Source organism: Tunturibacter gelidoferens (assembly GCF_040358255.1).
GTDB lineage: Bacteria > Acidobacteriota > Terriglobia > Terriglobales > Acidobacteriaceae > Edaphobacter > Edaphobacter gelidiferens.
The window spans coordinates 3,841,805-3,863,394 of record NZ_CP132938.1 but is presented as its reverse complement, the minus strand read 5'-3'; the positions used below and the strand labels follow the sequence as shown (position 1 = coordinate 3,863,394).

The window sequence follows — 21,590 nt, the reverse complement described above, 5'->3', positions numbered from 1 at the left end:
AGCCGGCAAATTGCGCCCGAGTGCTACGCCAGCGCCAGCGGCACGGCCTCTTCCCACCGCCCCTGTGCTTTCAGGATCAGTTCCACCACTTCGCGCGCAGTGCCGCGTCCCGCAAGTCTCCGAGTAGTAAAGTGACAGACCGCTTGCAACTCCGGTGCGCCGTCAGCCACACACACCGCCAATCCGGCTCGCCGCGCCAGAGGAATATCAGGTAGATCGTCGCCCATGTAGGCGACCTCTTCTTCGGTCACGCCCGCTTTTTGCATGCACTCCTCAAAAGCCTCTGTCTTCTTCGCCTGCCCGAGATAAACAAAGGTGACTCGAAGTTCTTCAGCGCGCTTCGCAACAGCTGGCGACGCTCGACCGGTGATGAAACCTGTCTGAATTCCCATCGTGTGCGCGAGCGAAAGTCCCTGCCCATCCTGGGCGTTGAACACCTTCATCTCGGAGACGACCGCGGTGCCCGAACCACCAGCGGAAGTCGACGAAATAAGACAGACGCCACCATCGGTCAGCGTGCCATCCACGTCCATCAAGAAGAGTTTGATCTTGCGGGCGCGTGCCAGAACTTCGGGCGAAGCGAGGGTAACGCTGATGTCGGTCATAGGGCGATTCTAAAACAGCGGCCTGCCGTCGGAAGCTGCACTCCATCCGTCGAACGCTCGCCTCCGCATTTGCCGCCACCGTCCTCGCTAAGCGATACTAAAGAGTCCGCGTTACACGGAACAATCGCACGATAGAAGGGTACCGCCAAGAATGTCTACACCCCCAGCCGCTAAGCCAGCATCCGCTGCGCAAGACGCGGCAACCATCAAGCCTGCCACTGGAAAACTAGGCGTCATGATTCCCGGCATGGGAGCCGTCGCCACCACCCTGATCGCCGGCGTCGAAGCCGTTCGCCGCGGTCTCGCCAAGCCCATCGGCTCCGTCTCCCAGATGGGCCACATTCGCCTCGGCAAACGCACCGACAATCGCAGCCCCCTCATCAAAGACTTCGCTCCCATCGCCGACCTCAACGACATCGTCTTCACCGGCTGGGATATCTTCGGTGGTAACCTCTACGACGCAGCCAAGACTGCACAAGTCCTCGACCGCGACCAGCTCGAACAGATCCGCCCCTTCCTCGAGTCCATCGAGCCCATGCCCGCCGTCTTCGACCAGCACTACGTCAAGCGCCTCACCGGCAAAAAAATCAAAACCGGCAAGAACAAGTGCGACCTCGCCAACCAGATCCGCAACGACATCGCGGAGTTCAAAACCAAGACCGATCGCCAGATCATGATCTGGTGCGGATCCACCGAGATCTTCCTCGAGCAGACCGCCGTCCACCAGACCCTCGAAGCCTTCGAGAAGGGCCTCGTCGACAACGACCCCAACATCTCTCCGTCGATGCTCTACGCCTGGGCCGCGCTCAAAGAAGGCATCCCCTTCGCCAACGGCGCACCCAACCTCACCGTCGACATCCCCGCCCTCAACGAGCTCTCCCGCAAGATGAACGCACCCATCTGCGGCAAGGACTTCAAGACCGGACAGACCTTCATCAAGACCGTCCTCGCACCCGCCTTCAAGACCCGCATGCTCGGCGTCTCCGGCTGGTACTCCACCAATATCCTCGGCAACCGCGACGGCGAGGTCCTCGACGACCCCGAGTCCTTCAAGACCAAGGAAGAGTCCAAACTCGGCGTCCTCGACGTCATCTTCCAGCCCGAGCTCTATCCCGACCTTTACAAGGACCTCTACCACAAGGTCCGCATCAACTACTATCCGCCCCGCGGCGACAACAAAGAGGGCTGGGACAACATCGACATCTTCGGCTGGCTCGGCTATCCCATGCAGCTCAAGGTAGACTTCCTCTGCCGCGACTCCATCCTCGCCGCCCCACTCGCCCTCGACCTGATCCTCTTCATGGACCTCGCGGCCCGCACGCCATCACTCCGCGGCCTCGGTATCCAGGAGTGGCTCAGCTTCTACTTCAAAGCTCCCGACAGCGCCCCCGGCGTCTATCCCGAGCACGACCTCTTCATACAATCCATGAAGTTAAAAAACACCCTCCGCCACATCATGGGCGAAGACCTCATCACCCACCTCGGCCTCGACTACTACGGCGAATAGCCAAACCCGATCCAAAACCACCGAACAAAAAAAAGCAGCCGCGACGGACAAATCGTCACGGCTGCTTCTTCCGCTGCTGCTAGCTCTATCGTCTTTGACGTCGTTATTTTCCCTTCAAACAAAGTAGAACGGCGAAGCCCAGTATGTGGATGGCGAAGCCAGTATGTGGAACGCCGAAGCCACGTATGTGGAATGGGGAAGCCCAGTATTTGCCGTCATCCTGAGCGCAGCGAAGGATCCCGACGAATCCTGATCATCCCTAACCGTTCATCCCTCTTAACCCACCTTCTCCATGCTTTGCCGTTGCCGTGTTTTGGACACGCGGAAACCCACTCAATCCAAGCGTAGTCCATTTGTGTTCAGTAACACCGCTACTCCGCCACTTCCATCATCTTCGCCCAAAGCGCCTTCGTCCCCGCATCCGTCTTCGCGCTCACCGGCAAAATCTCCTCCACCTCATGCACTTTTTTCAGCGCTGCCACCGACTTCGCCAACTGGTTATTCGATAGCTTGTCCGCTTTCGTCCCCACCACCAGATAAGGCCGCTGCGTCTGCTTGAAATATGTAATCAACTGAGTATCATTCTCCTGCGGCGGAATATTCGTATCCACCAGGCAGATGCAAAGCGCCAGCGTCTCCCGCTCCGCAAGATAAGGCTCAATAAACGAGGGCCACTCCGCCGAGATCGACTTCGAGATCTTCGCATACCCATACCCGGGTAGGTCCGCAAAAATCAAAGTAGGCCGCACCTTCATCTTCTCTCCCGAACCCTCATGCAGCGCAAAGAAATTGATCGCCCGCGTCCGCCCCGGAGTCGACGACACCTTCGCCTCGCGCGAACCAAGCAGGGAATTGATGAGCGAAGACTTGCCCACATTCGAGCGCCCCAGGAACGCCACCTCCGGCGCGCCATAGGTCTTCGCTTCAGAAGGGAAGTGCGCGACATCGGTCGCAGATAACAGAAAGACAGGATTCAGCCGCATCTCTCAAGTCTACCGTCATCCGGCCGCGCTCTCTCCAAATCGCAACCGGACACAAAAAAGCACCTGCTCCAATCAATAGAGCAGGTGCTTTTTGGAATGAGAAAGCTTCAAACGTTATTCCCTGGGTTCTCTGGAACGAGCCGTGACCGTCACCGGAGCGGTCAAGTGAAAGCTCACCGTGGATTCGGAAGGAATTACAACGTCCTTGTTTCCCGTAAACGCCGCTCCGGCAGTTCCAGCGCCGGCGCCCAGCAGGCCGCCGATCAGAGCGCCTTTGCCGCCCCCGGCCAGCCCACCGATCAAAGCGCCACCGCCGGCACCGCCGCCAATGAAGCCCGCGGACCGCTTACCCTTGCCCGCTTGCTCCTTCTCATAGGTGCTCGTACTCACCGTAGTACCTCCGATCTCGGTCACGGCGATGCCAAGTGCACCTGACCCCTTGAACCGTCCGCGGCCCTTCGCAGCCACTACCGTACCCACCACATGCGCCCCACGCGGGAAGATCGTGCCTCCGCCCGAGCTCTTAACCGGCGCCGCCAACACCCCGGTAAATCCATCCCCAACATTGTTCTTGCTGGCACTAAGCTGTTCGGTCACTGTAACCGTCACGGTAGTGCCGGCCGGAGCGGTCAATCGGACGGGAGGTGGCGGAGGAGGTGGCGGCAGCGGAGCCGCCGCAACGGCTGGCTCCGAGGCTGGAGGTGGAGGTGGTGGCACCGCTGGCATCCCTGTCGTAGGCGATACCGCAGGCGTAACCGGCGCGGTTGCCGCGCTCGACGAAGTCGGAGTCGCAGGCGTCCCATCGGGGTTCTGGCTTTGCGTCGGCGCCGGCGTCGGAGCGGGCGCTGAGCTTTTGCATCCGCCCAAGAGTAGAGTCGCCGAAAGGGCTAAGCTTGCTGCAAGATACATCGATTTCACACGCATGGTCTTCTCCGGTCGCGAAGGATCTGATTGGCGAAGCAGTCTACTCGGATAGATTAGCTCTCTTTCACGAAAGTTGTCTGTAATTTACCCGAGCTGCAGAGAGTAAAACCGATCCTTTTTTGAAGATCTGACCGAGACTGACGACACCAATCAAAATCACGCTGATCGAAATCCACGGACAATTCGACAACAAGCCCTCTACAGTTTCCTTCAAATCTAATCTCGAACTTTATCAGGCCGAAGACTCTGCCCCCACAATCCTCAATCAACGGCCAGCGGACGAAACTGCAAAGAGTTGCATATTGCCGGGAGTCCTTCGTTTTTGCTATAGCTGTCCCGGTCACCGCTTTAACACACGCCACACGAATGACCCAAAAGTGTCACGAGTTATTTAGCAACAGAATGGCCAACCTCGGGTATGCTCCATCATGAGATGTTGAAAAGGTTTCAGTTGTCTTGTAACTGTCCTCCCCCTCAGGGGCCCTCCGACCCGAAGAGGCTCCGTTATCGAAGGAAGTTCCAGTTGCTTCATAGAACTCTTGCATTGACTAGCAATACGATATCTTTTTCCCCAGCCTGTTTCACTCTTGATTCGACGTCGTCCCGCTGGTCAGCACAACCATTACTTTGAACAGCAAACCGCACTACCACCTTTCGGAGGGAACACCCATGATTGGCAATTCTTTCGCCCGGCTGACGGGCTCAAAGCGAAATCTGCTCGCGCTTATGGCATCGAGCGCGGTCTTCACCGCAGGCTGCTCGAATATGGCCTCGACTGCGCCTTCCATCGTTAGCCCCGCCAGCTCCCCCGCTGCTCTCGGTGGGAAGATTCATGGAGGAAATCAGCCGGTCGTGGGGGCTACGGTCAAGCTGTATTACGCTGGTCAGAAATCGGGCTTCCCTCCCACCCTTGGCGCCACCACCACGACAGACGCCGCCGGGTCCTTCGGCTTCACGAAAGACACAACCAACGGCAATCCCGCGGATAACGGTTCCACCAGCACGTTCTCCTGCCCAACGAGCGTAGGAATCTCACCCCTCGTCTACGTCATCTCCACGGGCGGAAACACGCAAAACAACGGTGACTCCAGCCAGAACAATGCAGCAGCCGAATTTATCTCTGTCTTCGGTCCTTGCAATACGCTTACCGGATCCACCTTCATCGACATGACCGAAGTGACGACCGTAGCCACAATGGCCGCCTATCAGGGATTCTTCGATCCCACCACAGAGAGCATCGCCGCCGACGGTACAACCCAACAGACCGCCATCATCACGGCCATCCCCAATACGATCGCTCTTCTTGCCAATCTAGCCACAGGTGCCTCCGTGACTTCAACCACGCTGAGCGCATCCGCCACAGGCAACATCAATCCGGCTGTCACGGTCACCGCGACTCCGGAGCCTGGCAAAGTCAACCTGCTCGCAAATATTCTCTCCGCCTGCATCAACACCGCATCCGCCTCTTCGGCAGCCTGCACTTCGCTCTTTGGGGCTGCGACTCCACCGAACTCCGCCTACACCTCTAACTTCGCACATGGCACTCTCCCCACTGCGACTACCACTCTCCAGGCGATCTACTATCTTTTGTCCAACCCGACCAGTACCAGTGGCGGCACCTCCAACATCCCCACTCTCTTCGGTCTCGCGGGTGGAGTCAGCGGCCCCTATCAACCGGCGCTCGCTACCCAGCCCACGGACTGGACCATCGCTATCAGCTTCTCCAGCACCAGCACCTGCGGAACCGCTTCCACCCCGGGTGGCTTCATCAGCGGGCCGATCGACATCAACATCGACGCCGCTGACAACGTTTGGATCGCCAACTCACAAGCTGCATCCGGTAACCTCTCCCAGATCTCGAGCGCCGGCATCCCCACCACCTGCGTCTTCCTCGGCAGCGGCGGCTCTCTGGGCGGTGCAGTCCTCGATTCGGCAGGTAACACCTGGTTCGGCTCCGGCACCAGCCTCTACCGGTACAACAATGGCACCACTCTTGCCTTCCCGACCACGGTATCGCCCATCGGTGTAACTGCGGATGGCCTCGGAAACGTCTACTTCACCGCAGTCTCCGGCTCCGTCGGTTCTCTCTACAGAATCCCCGGCGCAGCAGCGGCCGCCTCTGCCGTTGCCCCGGTCCAGATCTCAAACGGTGTCGGTACCAACCCGGTTCGCCTCATGCCGGATTTGCAGCGGACAGCTGGCGTCACAGTACAGGGCAACATCTTCGTCTCGACGGGAACAACCTCTGTCGCTGAGGTCTCGCCAAGCGCTGCAGTCGGAAACCTGAATGGATTTGTCACCAGCCCCATCTCCACCTCCGGCAACTCCTACGGTCTCTCTCTCGGACCTCAAAACAACCTCTTCGTCTCGGCCATCGACAGTGGTGCCATCACCGGGCTAACCGCATCTAGCGGCTACACCGCGCCTATCAATGGTGGATTCCCCTTCAACACTCCGGGAACCATCGGCATCGCCACCCCGACCTCCATCGCAGTCGATGGTCGTCTCAACGTCTGGATCCCCAACAATGCAAACGGTACCGGCACCGGTAGCGTAAGCGAACTCGGAAGCCAGAACACCGCAACTGGGCTCTCACCCTCCACCGGCTACCAGAAGGCCTCGACCTTCCTGACCTCCGGCCGTGCCCTCGCGGTCGACCAGGCAGGCAACGTCTGGGTCGCAGGCGATGGTACGAACTTCATTACCGAGATCGTTGGTGGTGGCGTCCCCGTCTTCCAGCCCTACGCGCTCGGTTTGAAGAACGGCCGCTTCCAGGCTATCCCCTAACCTAACGCCGAACCAAACAGTAGAAGACCCCGGAGGCACTCTTCCGGGGTCTTCTCCATTCAGGACCGGCCTTCGTCTACGATCCTGCACCTCCCGCATTCATAGCTCCACTTCTTCCGGTAAAGTAGGTCTAGTTGCAACCAAACCACCACCAACATCCTCTCCGCAGAGTTCCTTTGACCAGTCTTTATGGGTAAGCAGAGCATCCCTCACCCTCTTCGCGCCGAACCCGTACCACTCAGGATCGCACTCGTTCTCCTGCTCTCCCTCCTGTCCCTTTCGAGCCTCCCAGCCCAGACCACCTCCGTCTCAGCGCTGACCATCCCCCTCGTCCTCCCTTCCGCCATCGTCTTCGATTCAGTCGGCAACCTCTACTTCGCCGAGACCGGAAACTACGTCATCCGCAAGGTCGACACGGTCGGCAACATCACGACCATCGCGGGCACCGGCACGCAAGGCTTCTCTGGCGATACGGGCCCCGCCACCACCGCAACCCTCGACTCTCCCCAAGGCCTCGCCCTCGACACCGCAAACGACCTCTACATAGCGGACACACACAACCACCGCATCCGCAAACTCAACCTCACCACCGGCATCATCACAACCATCGCCGGCACCACCTCTGGCTTCTCAGGAGACGGCGCCCCCGCACTCTCCTCCCAACTCAACCTCCCCACCGCTCTCGCGACCGACGCCTCCGGCAATCTCTACCTCGCCGACACCGGCAATCACCGCATCCGCAGGATCACCTCCGCCACCGGCCTCATCACCACCATCGCGGGCACTGGCACGCAAGGCTACTCCGGCGACGGCGTCCTCGCCATCTCAGCCGCCATCGACTCGCCCACAGGCATCGCCGTCGACACCTCCAACAACCTCTACCTCGCCGATACTCACAACCATCGCATCCGCAAGATCACCTCCAGCACCGGCATCATCACAACCATCGCCGGCACCGGACTGCCAGGCTTCTCCGGCGACACCACCCCCGCCACTGCCGCGACCCTCGCGCTCCCACACGGCCTCACCGCCGACGCCTCGGGCAACCTCTATCTCGCCGACACCGCGAACCACCGGATCCGTCGCATCGACGCCGTCACCGGCCTCATCACCACCGTCGTCGGCGACGGCACTCAGGCCTTCGCCGGCGACAACGGTCCCCCAACCGCCGCATCCCTGGACAGTCCCACCGCAACATCGCTCTCTCCCGCCAATAACCTCACCCTCTCCGACACCGGCAACCAGCGCATTCGTCAGGTCGAGACCCAACCCGCCTCAAGCAGCACCATCACCACCATCGCAGGCCTTGGTTCCACCGCCCCCGGAGCGCTCACCCTCACAGCTCCCTCCGTCATCCCCTACGGCACCGGCCAACTCACAGCCTCGCTCGCCACCAGCCCCGCCACCGGCAGCATCACCTTTCTCGAAACCACCAGCGCCACGACGAAGACCCTCGGTACCGCCGCTCTCGTCTCCAACACCGCAACTCTCCCAACCACAAGCTTGCCCGCCGGCGCCTACACTCTCACTGCAACCTACTCCGGCGACCATACCCATCCCTCCGCACAGAGCCCCGCATTCGCCCTCACCATCGCCCCGCAGCAACTCACCGCAATCATCACCCCCATCTCCCTCACCTACGGCCAACCGATCCCGAGCATCAGCGGCACTCTAACCGGAGTCCTTCCTCAAGACGCCGCAGCTCTCACCGTCACCTTCACCACCGCTTCCGCCGGATCGCCCGTCGGCACCTATCCCATCACGCCCGTTCTCACCGGCTCAGCAGCAGGGAACTACACCGTCGCCGCTCCCTCCGCATCCCTCACCATCACCCCCGCCCACACCCTCATCACGCTCAGCGACCTTGTAGCCACCGGCACCACCGGATCGACGGTCACCCTCACGGTGCACGTTGCCAGCAGCACCACCGGCACTCCACTCGGTTCGGTCACCCTGCTCGATGGCAACAGCCCCCTCTTCACCACGCCGCTCTCCTCTTCTGGAGACGCCGTCTTCCTCACCACCACCCTAGCCCAGGGCGCTCACACCTTTATCGCTGTCTATGACGGCAGCTCAAACTTCACCCCCAGCGAATCTGCACCCCAACTGATCACAGTAGGAACAGCTCCCCCATCTCCCGACTTCGCCCTCTCCGCCACCGGCAGCACCGCGCAAACCATCCTCTCCGGCGCCAGCGCCAGCTTTACCTTCGCCGTTCAGACCCAGAACAATCTATCCAGCCCCATCACACTCGCCGCCACCGGCCTGCCGAATCTCGCCACCGCCTCCTTCAACCCCGCCACCCTGCCTCCCGGCGCCACGCCCAACGCCTTCACCATGACGATCGCAACGCCGAAGACCTCCGCGACGAACGGCCCCTCACCCCGCCGCCTCTACCAACCATTCCTCGCAGGAGTATCTCTCCTCTGTCCCATCGCCGGCCTCGCCCTTCGCAGGCGCAAATACACCGCCGCCACAAAACTCGTCCTCTTCATCATCGCCAGCGTCACCCTGTCGCTCGCCACCGGCTGCGGAGACCGCATCAAAACCGACCCACTCCTGACCACTCCCGCCAAAAGCTACACCATCACGGTCACCGGCACAGCTACCTCCCCAACCGGGAGCTCCCTGCAACACTCCGCGACCGTAACCCTCGTTCTCGATCCCGCCAGCTAGAGCAAATCTCCCGTTGCTATAGAGGGTGTTCTGCTGCTCATTTGTTGTCATTCCGCAGCGAAGCGGAGGAATCTGCGGTTGTAGATGCCGTTGCCGTTGCAGTTGTCGTTGCTTGCCCTTTTGTTGTCATTCCGCAGCGAAGCGGAGGAATCTGCTTTTGCCCTTTTTTCGGCAGCTTTATACCAACCGAAATTCGCTCTAAAGCCAGCGCCTCAGCAACTATCCAGGCCCCAGCAGCCGCAGAATAAAAAACACCACCACCCCAACAAAGAAGACCAGCGCCATCCGCAAACCCGGCTCCCGGTTCACTTCCGGCACCAGATCGGTAGCCGCAACGTAGATCGTCACTCCGGCCGACAGCGGCAGCCCCACCCGCACCCAGTCAGGCTCGAGATTAATCACGAGCACGCCCAGCACAGTCATCGCCCCCAGAAATAGAGCCGAGTTCAACGCCGCCGCCGGCCCTCGACCACCGGCCAGCATCACGCTCGCCATCGTAAAACCCTCGGGAATCTTATGCAGGAACACCGCGAAGAACAGAATCCACCCCAGCCAATGCGACAGCACAAACCCCGACCCAATCGCCACTCCATCAAAAAAAGTGTGCGTCGCCAATCCCAGCAGAACCGAGTAGCTCGTCTTCGCAGAAAGAAACTCGTGGTGGTGCGTCTCCTCCCCAAAGTGAAAGTGAGGCACCAGCGAATGTTCCAGCAGATGCACCCCGCAGTACCCCGCCAGAATCAACAGCGGAGCGAACCGCGCATTCACCCGCAGCCCCTCCGGGATCATCTCCAGCACCGCCGCCGCCAGCATAAAACCCGCACCCAGCGCGACAAAGTAGCGCAAAGCCCGCGCCGAAGGCGACTGCCGAACCAACAAAAATCCACCCAGATAATCTGCCAGTCCCGCCACCAGCCCCAGTGTCAGGCTCAACCACAGCGCCGACACCGCTAACTCCTCCGGCCGACGCTCAGCGCATCGCCACCCATCCCAATAAATAACGCGCCCGCGTCAAGCCGCAGCAAACCAATCTCACAGATCTCCATGTTCTTACGATTCTACCGTCTCCTACTGCGACTCACGAGACAGCACAAACACCACACCCAACCCGCAAAAAAAGACGAACCCCTCCAGCCTCTCCGACAACACATGCAGCCGCTCAAAGTCCACGCGCCCCACGTTCCCCGCCGGAGCCGTCTCCACCGCCCCACCCGCCAGCGCCCTGTCCACCTCCATCGCCGGCAGTATCTTGAACTGCGAATAAAATGTTCCCGCCATCATCAGCCCGGTAAGAATCATCTCGATGGCAAACTCCATCCTCGCCGTCACCCCGGCCCGCAGCCACAAAAGCCCCGTCGCCACATAAAAGATCGCGCCGCCCACCAGCCCGATCCAGTGCAGCACCCGCAGCGTTCCGCCCACCACCATTCCCGCTTCGTGCGCACTCGGCAGACTATGAAAAGCCACCGGTGCCACCACAAACGCGAAAAATCCAAGCCCACCAACCCACGCCACCATCGCAAACAACCGCAGAGCCCGCAGCAAAATCTGCATCCTAAATGTGGTCCCTTCCAATCAGCCGTTGAATCCGTTCCTTCATAGGAGGATGCGTAGAGAAAAGATTTCCAATCCCGCCGCTCCCCAGCAGAGGAGCAACAATAAACAGATGCGCATTCGACGGCGAAGCCTGCATCGGAATCCTCTTCGAATAGTCCTCCAGCTTCTGCAGCGCCCGCGCCAGAGCATACGGATTCCCCGTCGTCGCCGCCCCCGTAGCATCAGCCTCAAACTCCCGCGTCCGCGAGATCCAGAGCTGAATCAGCGAAGCCGCAATCGGTGCAACGATAATCATCAACAAAGCCTGCAACCCGCCACCGCCGCGTCTGTCTCTCCCACCACCACCGCCAAACAACGAGGCGTAGTATCCCATCCGCGCGACCATCGTGATCGCTCCCGCCAGCGTCGCGGCAATCGAGCTGGTCAGAATATCCCGGTTCCTAACATGCCCCAGCTCATGCGCCAGTACACCTTCCAGCTCCTCGTCATCGAGCAGCTGCAAGATCCCATGCGTAACCGCCACCGAAGCATGTTGCGGATTCCGCCCCGTAGCAAAAGCATTTGGAGACTCCGTCGGCAGCACATAAATCTTCGGCATTGGCAGCCCCTGCTTCGCCGTCAGCCTCTCCACCGCCGCATACGCTCGCGGCAACTGCTCCCGCGTCACCGACTGCGCGTTGTACATCTTCAACGCTATCTTGTCCGAGAAGAAGTACGTCCCAAAGTTGAAGGCAACCGACAGGACGAACGCAAGCACCATTCCATTTCGCCCGCCAACGCGATCCCCAATCAAAATCAAAAACACCGTCAGCAATACCAGAAGCAACGTCGACTTGAACGTGTTCATCGCCAGCACCTCAAACCACGGGTCCCGCCACATTAGACGTATCTAAACCCCGATCGCCTCCCGGGCCGCCGCGAGCCAGTGCCCGTCGCAACACCACCTCAAGCGCAGCCTTCTGCTCAACATACTCGCTCTCAGTCAATCTGCCCTGCAGCCTATCAGTCTCAAGCGCAAACAGCTCTTCCTTCATCGCTGCCAGCAGGGAACCAGGAGCCGCTGGCCCCGCGCCGACCGGACTCGCCGCAGCCGCCGGCCCGTTCTTCAACATCACCCCCGCACCCACCGCCAGCACCAGCCCAAGCCCACCCAGAATCCACCACTTGTACTTCGCCCACGGATCGTTCGTTCCCTCAGGATCAAGCGGAGTCCCCAGCCCACCACCCGGCCTCGTATCGCTGGCCGCCGCACTTGTCGCACCGCCCGCACCAGGCTGCGCTGTAGCACCCGCCTCCGCGCCACCCTCTCCAGCCGTCGCAGCGGCGCTCGTATCTCGCGGCATCTGCCCGGTACCCGACACAGTAAAATCCAGCGTCTGTGAAGGAGCCACACTTCGCGCCACATAAGTCTGCGCCGTCGTCTCTTCGGTCACCGGCGTATACGGTGCAGAAGGCCCCGGCTTGAACGTCATGCTCTTCGGCATCATCACGGCGATCGTGTCCGTCGGCATCATCACCCGCGGAGAAAACTTCAGGCTCCCGCTGTACGGCAGCTTGTACGTGATCTGAAACCGCGTCTCTCCCGGACGAATCGGAAAGATGAACGCATAGTGATTCGGCTCGCCCAGCGGCACCGGCGAGGCCTGCACCGGCATCCCACCGGGAGACAGCGCCGCCGACCCCTCCACCACCGCACCCTCCGGCAGATAAAACTCAAACGGCCTGTCGCTGAACTGCGTCAACGGCGGACTCGACTCATTCTTCACAAAAAAATTCTCAACCACATGCAGCGACTTCCCGCTCTCATCCGTCTGCAGCCGCATCACGTCCGCCTCGCTGCTCACACCCTTCACCTTCGCCGCAGCGTTATAAACATCCACCTCAACCGACTGCGTCCCCGGCGGCGCCGGCCGAAAATAATTCGCCTTATCATGCGTCACCCGCACCAGGTGAATCGCCTGACCCTCGTTCGCCGGCACATCCAGCGTGAAGCGTCCCTTCGCGTCCGTCTTGGTCCGCGTCGCCTCCTGCATACCCTGCTGCAGACGAATCAACACCACGTCATCGCCAGCCGCAGGCTTGTTCGTCGTCTTATTTGTAACCGTGCCGGTGATCGAATCGGCAACTGCAACGCTGGAAAACGCCGCCACCATCACAGCAGCAGCCACAACAACACGTCGAAGGGAAGAAGAAAAAAATCTCACCATTCAAGTTTACGTCAAACCAACCCCATTCCTACGCAGTTGCAACCGTAGCTGCCACCATTGCAACCGTAGCTGCCACCATTGGAACCGTAGCCGCCGCCGCAATCGCCGTCGTTAGTCCTTGCCGTCATCCTGAGCGCAGCGAAGGATCCCGACAAACTCCACCTACCCATACCGCCCGAACCCACCCACCCAAATCACCACACCACACGAATCGCGCCCGTCAGGCCGTACCCGCCACCCTTGCCACCACCGTTCCTGGTTTTGCCGTCATCCTGAGCGCAGCGAAGGGTCCCGACAAACTCCGCCCACTCACACCGCTCGAACCTTTTCCACCCACACCGCACGAATCCCGTGCCCCAAACCATCGAAGCCGCCACCAACCAGCCTAAGCCCGACTCCGCCGCCCAAAATCCCCACGAGCCTCCAGCGCATCCATCTCCGCAATCACCCGCGCCGCCTCATCCTCAAGCCCCGCCCGCTGCTCCGCATAGTCCTGCTCCGGATACTTTCCAGCCAGATACTCGAAGTTCAGATCCCGCAGGTTCTCGTAAATAACATCCTTCCGCTCCCGCAGATAGTCCACCCGCGTCTTGTCCGCCTGCACAAAAGGATTCCGCTCCGGCCAGAAGATAAACCCAAACAACGCCAGCGTCAGCACCACACCCGCAATCATGCCCATCTCAGTACTCCGTCTCGCGCCGAATCCGCTCGCGCACAGCATCGCCACCCATCACAGTCCCCGCCGCACTCACAGCCCGACGCTGCGCCGACCGCGCCGACCGCGCCGACCACATCTTCACCAGAAATCCCGTCCCAATCGTCGCAAGCAGAAACACCGCCATCGGCGCAATCCAGGCGACGTTATCAAATCCCCCGCGAATCGGAGCCGCCAGCACTGTCGCCCCATACTTAGTCTCGAACCAGTTGAAGATCGAGGTATCGGTCCCCCCACCATCGATCCCCGAATGCAACTCGCTAATCATCACCGGAGAAACCGGGCAACCCACGTGATTGCACTCCAGCAGCACCTGCCCGCATCCGCAAGTGCAGATCATCTCGTGCCCCATCTTCTGGAACCGCGAATCAGGCGTAGCCCCCAGCATCACCACCGCCAGCAAACAAACCAGCCCAGCACCAGCAAAGCGTCGAAAGCGACCAACGGGAGCCGCACCCAAAGGGGTAAACAAGTCACGAAGTGGCCGCCCCACGCGCAGTGGGCCCGTCCGGCAGGACAGCCTTTGCCTCAATCCCTCAAACATGATGAACCTCAGCCTCAATAACCGGCGTCTCTGCCGCAACCCGCGCGGCAGTCCGAGCAAGGTTAGGCACCAGCGCCAAAAACGTCCCCCCCACCACAATCAAAACCCCAATCCATATCCAGTTCATCAGCGGATTCAAAAACACCTTGATGATCGGACGATCGGTATCAGGATTCTTCCCCTCATAGATCACATACAGATCGCTGGCCAGCGTAGAGTGCAGCGCCACCATCGTCGACGAAGTCTGACTCGCAATGTAGAACCGCTTCTCCGGAGCAAGCTGCGTAATCTTCTTACTCCCGCGGAAGACATCCATCAACGCATACTCCGTGTCGTAGTTGCGGTTGCTGTCCTGCGTATAGCTCTTACACACCAGCCGGTACGGTCCCAACTTCAACGTATCGCCAAAGCCCATCTCCTGCTCATGCGACTGGTTGAACGCTCCGCCGGCAATTCCGATGAACATCACCACGATGCCGAAGTGAACAACATACCCGCCATACCGCCGCGTATTCCTTCGCACCAGCAACACAGTAGAAGCCAGCAGATTCTTACCCGTCTGCGTCGCCACTACATTCGCTCCACGCAGAAACTCCGCCCCAATCGCCGTGATCACCCCAGCCGCCAGCGTAAACGTCACCAGCGAAAACAGCGTAGCCTGCCAATCATCGCCAGCCTGCCACGGCCTCACGCCCACGCCAAGCAAAACCACCAACGCCACACCCATCGCGATCGAAGGCAAAATAAAATTCCGTCGAATCGACCGCAGCGAAGTAGAACGCCACGCCAGCAGCGGCCCAATCCCCGTCAGAAACAGCAGAAACAATCCAATCGGCAGATTCACGCGGTTATAAAACGGCGCACCCATCGTGACCTTCGTGCCCTGCACATACTCGCTCAGCACAGGAAACAGCGTCCCCCACAGCACCGTAAAACAAGCCGCCAACAGAATCAGATTGTTGAACAGGAAACTCGACTCGCGGCTCACCAGCGACTCCAGCCTGTTCTCGCTCTTCAAATGATCCCGCTGCTTGAAGAACGTAAACAAACAAACCGCAAACACAATCAGGATGAACCCATAGAACCAATCCCCAATCGAACTCTGCGCAAACGCATGCACCGAGCTCACAATCCCCGACCGCGTCAGCAGCGTCCCCAGAATCGTCAGCATGAACGTCGAGAAGATCAGCCACACATTCCAGCTCTTCATCATCCCGCGCTTCTCCTGCATCATCACCGAGTGCAGAAACGCCGTCCCCGTCAGCCACGGCATCAGGCTCGCGTTCTCCACCGGATCCCAGCCCCAATACCCACCCCACCCCAGCACGCTATAGGCCCAGTGTGCGCCCAGAAAGATCCCGCACGTCAAAAACAACCACGTCACCATCGTCCAGCGCCGCGTAATGTGAATCCACTTCTCCCCCGGATACCGCATCATCAGCGCACCCAGCGCAAACGCAAACGGCACCGAGAACCCCACATACCCGAGGTAAAGCATCGGAGGATGAATCACCATCTCCGGATACTGCAGCAGCGGATTCAACCCAAACCCATCCGTAGCAACCGGCCCCGGCTGAATCGCAAACGGGGGAGCCGCAAAGTTCAGCAGCAGCAGAAAGAAGACCTGAATCCCAGCCAGAATCGTCGAAGCAAACGCCGACAGCCGCACATCCACCTTGTGCCGTATCCGCAGAACAAATCCATACGCACTCAGCAGCCACGCCCACAGCAGCAGCGACCCCTCCTGCCCCGACCACAGCGCAGAGAACTTATAAGCCGCATTCAAATCCCGATTGGTATGGTGCAGAATGTACGAAACCGAGTAGTCGTTCGTAAACGAAGCCCACACCAGCGCAAACGCCGCGCAACTCAGAGCCACAAAACTCGAGATCCCCGCCCGCCGCGCCGTCTCCCCCAGCCGCCCCGCACCGCCATCGACGCCCGCCGCCATCCCGCGCGTACGCCACAAAGCAATCCCACCCATCACCAGTGTGTAGGCGCTCAGTGCCAGAGCCAGCAGAAGCGTAAAACTACCAAACTCCGGCATAGGATGTAGTCGCATGGATTCCTCTGCCTTATTCTCTCAAGCGCAGAGCGTATCAGCAATAAAGCATCGTTTACCGGACAGAGCTATTGCGGCAGCAGGTCGGAGTCGCGCTTCCCATCCCGGACCAGGCCGTGAACTGTCGCCAACAGATGATCCGGCAGCAGCGGCTTCATCCGAAAGGTCACGTTCAAACCCTCATACTGCTCCTCCGCCTCTTCCAGCCCGCTGATCACCAGCACCGGCACCGAGGGGTTCGTCTGGCGCAGAGCCCGCACAAAATCCGCCCCGTTCATTCCCGGCATTACGTGGTCGGTAATCACCAACCGTATCTCTGCAGGGAACTCGCCACCCTGAATCTGCTCCAGTGCCCGTGAAGGGCTCAGCGCCGCAATCACAAAGTACCCGGCCCGTTTCAAAATCGTCTGTCGAGTTGCGGCCTGTACAGCATTGTCGTCAATAAGAAGAAGGGTGGCCGGCATTCGAGAGATCGCTTGTTCCAAAGGAGAATTCACCAATAAATCCAATTCAGAACCTCTTCCAGAAATCTGTGTTAGCGGTGCTGCGAGAGTGATCAGACCAATTCCACAAGCCGTGGGATGCACTATCTCGGTCAAACGTTGGTACTTGATCTCCATCTTTAGGAAAAAAATAGCGAACCGTGCGACATTTTGGCCCTGCACTACGACTTAATGTCCCAAAACCCTCAACATCCTACAAAATTTGGAAGACAACACCAAAACAATTTACAGTTGGCCCCAGTACCATAGAACTACCGAACCGAAAACTGCACCGAACGCCAGCCGCACCTCAAGGGTTACCGTGAATCTCTCTATCATCGACTGGCTCATCATGCTGGTCTACTTCGTCTTCGTTCTGGGCATCGGCTTCGCCCTCAAGCGATACATGCGCACCTCGAACGACTTCTTCCTCGCCGGCCGCTCCATCCCTGCCTGGGTCTGCGGCCTCGCCTTCATCTCCGCCAACCTCGGCGCCCAGGAGGTCATCGGCATGGGCGCCTCAGGCGCCAAGTACGGCATCATCACCAGCCACTTCTACTGGATCGGCGCCATCCCGGCCATGGTCTTCGTCGGCATCTTCATGATGCCCTTCTACTACGGGTCTAAAGCGAGATCGGTGCCCGAATACCTCCGCATGCGTTTCGACGAGAAGACCCGCGCCGTCAACGCTTTCTCCTTCGCCATCATGACCGTGCTCTCCTCCGGCATCTCCATGTACGCCATGGCGCTTTTGATCCAGACCCTCGGCCTCCTCCACGGCGTCATCCCCGACGCCTACGTCTTTCACGTCTCAGTCTTCCTATCGGCAATTATCGTGCTGGGCTATATCTTTCTTGGCGGACTCACCAGCGCCATCTACAACGAAGTTCTCCAGTTCTTCCTCATCGTCGCCGGCTTCGCCCCTCTGGTCTGGATCGGCCTCCGCAACGTAGGCGGCTGGCAGGGAATCAAGCACACCCTTCCTGCCACCATGACCCACTCCTGGCGCGGCATGGCCCACGCCTCCACCAACACCCTCGGCGTCGAGTGGGTCGGTCTCGCCATGGGACTCGGCTTCGTCCTCTCCTTCGGCTACTGGTGCACCGACTTCCTGGTCATCCAGCGCGCCATGGCAGCCGACTCCGAGGTCTCCGCCCGCCGCGTCCCCCTCATCGCCGCCATCCCCAAGATGTTCTTCCCTTTCCTGGTCATCCTCCCCGGCCTCATCGCCGTCACGGTCACCAGCCACATGGCTGGAGCTGGAACTCCGGCATCCATCCAACGCTTGGGTGCCCCATCCTTGGCAGCCCCGTCGCCAAGTGTGGGATCCACAAATATCCCCCTCGACGAAGCCCATCCCCACGGCATCATCCCCCAAAAGACCGACCCCGTCAGCGGCCAGCCCGTCCTCGACAGCCACGGCAACCCCGTCTATAACTACGACCTCGCCATCCCCGTCATGCTCCTCCACTTCTTCCCAACCGGAATCCTCGGGCTCGGCCTCACCGCCCTCCTCGCCAGCTTTATGTCCGGCATGGCCGGCAACGTCACCGCGTTCAATACCGTCTGGACCTACGACATCTACCAGGCCTACATCAACAAAAAGGGAACCGACGCCCACTACCTCTGGATGGGTCGCATGGCCACCATAGGAGGCGTCGCCCTCTCCGTCGGCGCGGCCTACCTCGTCACCAACTTCAACAACATCATGGACGCGCTCCAGCTCGTCTTCTCCATCGTCAACGCGCCCCTCTTCGCCACCTTCCTCCTCGGCATGTTCTGGAAGCGGACCACAGGCCACGGCGCATTTACAGGTTTGCTAGCCGGCACCGGCGCCGCCCTCGTCCACCACGGCCTCACCCTCCCCGCAGACGCGGCCCCCGGCATCCACGGCGGCTGGATCGCCATCCTCCACCACTACCCCAGCGACATGGCGCAGAACTTCTGGACCGCCATCTTCGCCTTCACCGTCAACCTGCTCGTCACCAGCGCCGTCTCACTCGCCACCGCCCCACGCCCCGAGTCCGAGCTCGTAGGCCTGGTCTACTCCCTCACCCCCAAGCCCATCGACACCCACCTCAGCTGGTACCAGAAGCCCGCTACCCTCGGCATCGTCGTCCTGGCCATGCTCATCGTCCTCAACCTCGTCTTCGCCTAACCCGGCATCTGCTGTTGCTTGTTCTTTTGTTTGTCATCCCGTAGGGATCTGCTGGTGTTTTTTCTGCTGTCTCTCGCCTCATTTCGGCCCTAAGCCGCGGAGGATTTTGTCTTAGCTTGCTTTTCTTGTTGTCATCCCCGCAGGGGATCTGCGTTTGCACTTCCCAACCATCCACACCTCAAAGGAGCAACATGGGACCAGACAACCGCGATCGCTCAGGCATCGTACTCACGAACAGTCGTCATCCTGACCCTGAGCGAAGTCGAACGGCGAACGATGCCTCGAAGGATACGTGTAAGATAGGCGCGCACCGAAAGTCGCTCGCTGGACTTGATGCTTCAACCGCAGGAGTCCTCACCATCAACCACTCGGGAGATGGGAGACGGTGACGGCTCCTTGCGGTTCAGGATGCTGATCTACCTCTGGACCGCGTGCTGATAGGAAGGTTTCTGAAAACGAAAGAAGCGACAATCGCAACGATCGCATCGGAACGGAAACAGAAAGATCAGGCTGAGGATTTTATCGAGTGGATGACGATGGGACCGTCTCACTTCACCTTGACTCACACATTCAGGACATTTCGGCATCATGTTTTTGCTCCGGGGAGGCGCAAAGAATAGTCCCACACCGCCGGTTGTAACGGAGCACCACCTTTGTGGGATTTACGCCAGAGCCGCGCCCTCCTCGATGCATAATGAAACCATCAACAAAAAGGACACATCTTGGGACTAGACATCCGCATCCCCCTCGGCCTCATCTTCCTCCTCATCGGAGGCCTCATGAGCGTCTACGGCCTCATCACCCGCCACAGCGCCGACATCTACGAAAAGTCCATGGGCATCAACCTCAACCTCACCTGGGGCATCCTTATGTTCCTCTTCGGCCTCATCATGTACCTCGTAGGCCGCCGCCAAAAATGGCAGGACGACCCCGTCAACCCCCGCCCCTGGGAAAAATCCGCCGGTCCCCGCCACTGATCCATGCACATCGAATAGGACATCACCGAGGCTGACTTCGTCGCCGCGAGATAATTCTCAACCCACTATCCGGCTTCATAGAAAAAATCTATACCCGTATGCCTGCCCGGACACGCTACCCTTGAATCCATGGGTCAGACCTCCACCATAGCCACCCCACTCTCCGCACCCTCCTCCTCGCAGACCCTGCTGCGCGTCCTCACCGCCGCCAGCTTCTGCCATCTCCTCAACGACATGGTGCAGTCCCTGCTGCCCTCCATCTACCCCATCCTCAAGAGCTCCTTCCATCTCAACTTCACCCAGATCGGCATCCTCACCCTCACCTTCCAGATCACCGCCTCCCTCCTTCAGCCCATCATCGGCCATCTGGGAGACCGCACTCCCCGCCCCTTCGCTCTGCCCATCGGCATGACCTTCACCCTCGCCGGCCTGCTCCTCCTCGCCGTGGCACCCACCTTCGGATGGCTCATCTTTGCGGCCTCCTTTGTCGGCATCGGCTCCGCCATCTTCCACCCCGAGTCCTCCCGCATCGCCCGCATGGCATCCGGCGGACGCCACGGCTTCGCGCAGTCCTTCTTCCAGGTCGGCGGAAACGCCGGCTCCGCCATCGGCCCACTCCTCGCAGCCTTCATCGTCCTGCCTCGCGGACAGATCGGCATGGCCTGGTTCGCCATCCCCGCCCTCCTCGCCATCTGCATCCTCATCTGGGTTGGCCGCTGGTATCGCACCACTCACACCAACGCCCCCGCCAACCAGCGCCAAGAAGCCACGCCCCACACCCATCTCTCCCGCGGCAAAGTCATCGGAGCCATCGCAGTCCTCATCGCACTCATCTTTTCGAAGTACTTCTACCTCGCCAGCCTCACCAGCTACTACACCTTCTACCTCATCAGCCGCTTCCAGGTCTCCGTCCGCACCTCGCAGGAGCTGCTCTTCCTCTTCCTCGCCGCAGTCGCCGCCGGAACCCTCATCGGCGGACCCGTAGGCGACCGCTACGGCCGCAAGTACGTCATCTGGGTCAGCATTCTCGGCGTCCTGCCCTTCACCCTCATCCTGCCCCACGCCAATCTGCTCTGGACCGCCATCCTTAGCGTCATCATCGGCTTCGTCCTTGCCTCTGCCTTCTCCGCCATCCTCGTCTACGCGCAGGAGCTCGTCCCCGGCCGTGTCGGCATGATCTCCGGCCTCTTCTTCGGCTTCGCCTTCGGCATGGGAGGCATCGGCGCCGCCGTCCTCGGCAAAGTAGCCGACGCCACCAGCATCATCCATGTCTACCAGCTCTGCGCCTACCTGCCCGCCATCGGCCTCCTCACGTGGCTCCTCCCCAATCTGGAGCCAGCCAGAAAGCGCTAAGAAAGGACACATCTCCCTCACAAATAACCCTCCCTAAACCATCCACACCTCGC

The 21,590-nt window shown here is 60.0% G+C and carries 18 protein-coding genes; 6 read left to right on the top strand and 12 right to left on the bottom strand.

Annotation, left to right across the window (positions count from 1 at the left end; all coding sequences use genetic code 11):
• Positions 1-23: 23 nt before the first annotated feature.
• A complete protein-coding gene (locus RBB81_RS16905; RefSeq protein ID WP_179583991.1) occupies positions 24-605 on the bottom strand; it encodes a KdsC family phosphatase in 582 nt (193 codons plus the stop codon).
• A 151-nt stretch (positions 606-756) separates the two neighbouring features.
• Here RBB81_RS16905 and RBB81_RS16900 point away from each other — a divergent pair, with 151 nt between their 5' ends.
• A complete protein-coding gene (locus RBB81_RS16900) occupies positions 757-2,112 on the top strand; it encodes an inositol-3-phosphate synthase (RefSeq protein WP_179583989.1) in 1,356 nt (451 codons plus the stop codon).
• Positions 2,113-2,483: 371 nt separating this feature from the next.
• Here RBB81_RS16900 and yihA read toward each other — a convergent pair whose 3' ends face one another.
• The 3 genes from yihA to RBB81_RS16885 form a co-directional block, all read right to left on the bottom strand.
• Complete coding sequence (yihA, locus tag RBB81_RS16895) at positions 2,484-3,095, bottom strand: ribosome biogenesis GTP-binding protein YihA/YsxC (protein WP_183788063.1); 612 nt, start codon at positions 3,093-3,095, stop codon at positions 2,484-2,486.
• A gap of 114 nt (positions 3,096-3,209) precedes the next feature.
• Positions 3,210-3,692 (bottom strand): hypothetical protein, encoded by a 483-nt coding sequence (locus RBB81_RS16890; RefSeq protein ID WP_246373422.1) that lies wholly within the window; start codon positions 3,690-3,692, stop codon positions 3,210-3,212.
• Positions 3,676-3,954 carry a hypothetical protein gene (locus RBB81_RS16885; RefSeq protein WP_353071446.1) on the bottom strand — a complete coding sequence of 93 codons (279 nt, stop codon included), beginning with the start codon at positions 3,952-3,954 and terminating at the stop codon, positions 3,676-3,678. The genes RBB81_RS16890 and RBB81_RS16885 overlap by 17 nt, the downstream gene beginning before the upstream one ends.
• A 734-nt stretch (positions 3,955-4,688) precedes the next feature.
• Between RBB81_RS16885 and RBB81_RS16880 the strand changes: the two genes are divergently transcribed.
• Positions 4,689-6,806, top strand: coding sequence for a hypothetical protein (locus RBB81_RS16880; protein ID WP_179583987.1), 2,118 nt, complete (start codon positions 4,689-4,691; stop codon positions 6,804-6,806).
• A 189-nt stretch (positions 6,807-6,995) separates the two neighbouring features.
• Positions 6,996-9,482, top strand: coding sequence for an Ig-like domain repeat protein (locus RBB81_RS16875; protein WP_353071445.1), 2,487 nt, complete (start codon positions 6,996-6,998; stop codon positions 9,480-9,482).
• 219 nt (positions 9,483-9,701) lie between these two features.
• Here the strand turns inward: RBB81_RS16875 and RBB81_RS16870 are convergent, their stop codons facing one another.
• The 8 genes from RBB81_RS16870 to RBB81_RS16835 all read right to left on the bottom strand — a co-directional run bounded on the left by RBB81_RS16870 (position 9,702) and on the right by RBB81_RS16835 (position 17,031).
• Positions 9,702-10,430 (bottom strand): ZIP family metal transporter, encoded by a 729-nt coding sequence (locus RBB81_RS16870; RefSeq protein WP_183788065.1) that lies wholly within the window; start codon positions 10,428-10,430, stop codon positions 9,702-9,704.
• Positions 10,431-10,550: 120 nt separating this feature from the next.
• Positions 10,551-11,036 (bottom strand): DUF4149 domain-containing protein, encoded by a 486-nt coding sequence (locus tag RBB81_RS16865; RefSeq protein WP_183788066.1) that lies wholly within the window; start codon positions 11,034-11,036, stop codon positions 10,551-10,553.
• A 1-nt stretch (position 11,037) separates the two neighbouring features.
• Positions 11,038-11,886: a zinc metalloprotease HtpX gene (locus RBB81_RS16860; RefSeq protein WP_179583983.1), complete on the bottom strand. Its 849-nt coding sequence runs from the start codon at positions 11,884-11,886 to the stop codon at positions 11,038-11,040.
• Between the two features lie 10 nt (positions 11,887-11,896).
• A complete protein-coding gene (locus tag RBB81_RS16855) occupies positions 11,897-13,246 on the bottom strand; it encodes a carboxypeptidase regulatory-like domain-containing protein (protein WP_353071444.1) in 1,350 nt (449 codons plus the stop codon).
• A gap of 385 nt (positions 13,247-13,631) precedes the next feature.
• Positions 13,632-13,925 carry a hypothetical protein gene (locus tag RBB81_RS16850; protein WP_179583981.1) on the bottom strand — a complete coding sequence of 98 codons (294 nt, stop codon included), beginning with the start codon at positions 13,923-13,925 and terminating at the stop codon, positions 13,632-13,634.
• A gap of 1 nt (position 13,926) precedes the next feature.
• A complete protein-coding gene (locus RBB81_RS16845; protein WP_353071443.1) occupies positions 13,927-14,505 on the bottom strand; it encodes a cytochrome c-type biogenesis protein CcmH in 579 nt (192 codons plus the stop codon).
• Positions 14,498-16,567 (bottom strand): heme lyase CcmF/NrfE family subunit, encoded by a 2,070-nt coding sequence (locus RBB81_RS16840; protein WP_353071442.1) that lies wholly within the window; start codon positions 16,565-16,567, stop codon positions 14,498-14,500. The genes RBB81_RS16845 and RBB81_RS16840 overlap by 8 nt, the downstream gene beginning before the upstream one ends.
• 68 nt (positions 16,568-16,635) lie before the next feature.
• A complete protein-coding gene (locus RBB81_RS16835) occupies positions 16,636-17,031 on the bottom strand; it encodes a response regulator (protein WP_179583977.1) in 396 nt (131 codons plus the stop codon).
• A 340-nt stretch (positions 17,032-17,371) separates the two neighbouring features.
• Here RBB81_RS16835 and RBB81_RS16830 point away from each other — a divergent pair, with 340 nt between their 5' ends.
• The 3 genes from RBB81_RS16830 (at position 17,372) to RBB81_RS16820 (ending at position 21,537) form a co-directional block, all read left to right on the top strand.
• Positions 17,372-19,207, top strand: coding sequence for a sodium:solute symporter family protein (locus tag RBB81_RS16830; protein WP_353071441.1), 1,836 nt, complete (start codon positions 17,372-17,374; stop codon positions 19,205-19,207).
• Between the two features lie 722 nt (positions 19,208-19,929).
• Complete coding sequence (locus RBB81_RS16825) at positions 19,930-20,184, top strand: hypothetical protein (protein WP_183788070.1); 255 nt, start codon at positions 19,930-19,932, stop codon at positions 20,182-20,184.
• A gap of 129 nt (positions 20,185-20,313) precedes the next feature.
• Complete coding sequence (locus tag RBB81_RS16820; protein ID WP_353071440.1) at positions 20,314-21,537, top strand: MFS transporter; 1,224 nt, start codon at positions 20,314-20,316, stop codon at positions 21,535-21,537.
• The last annotated feature ends 53 nt before the right edge of the window (positions 21,538-21,590 follow it).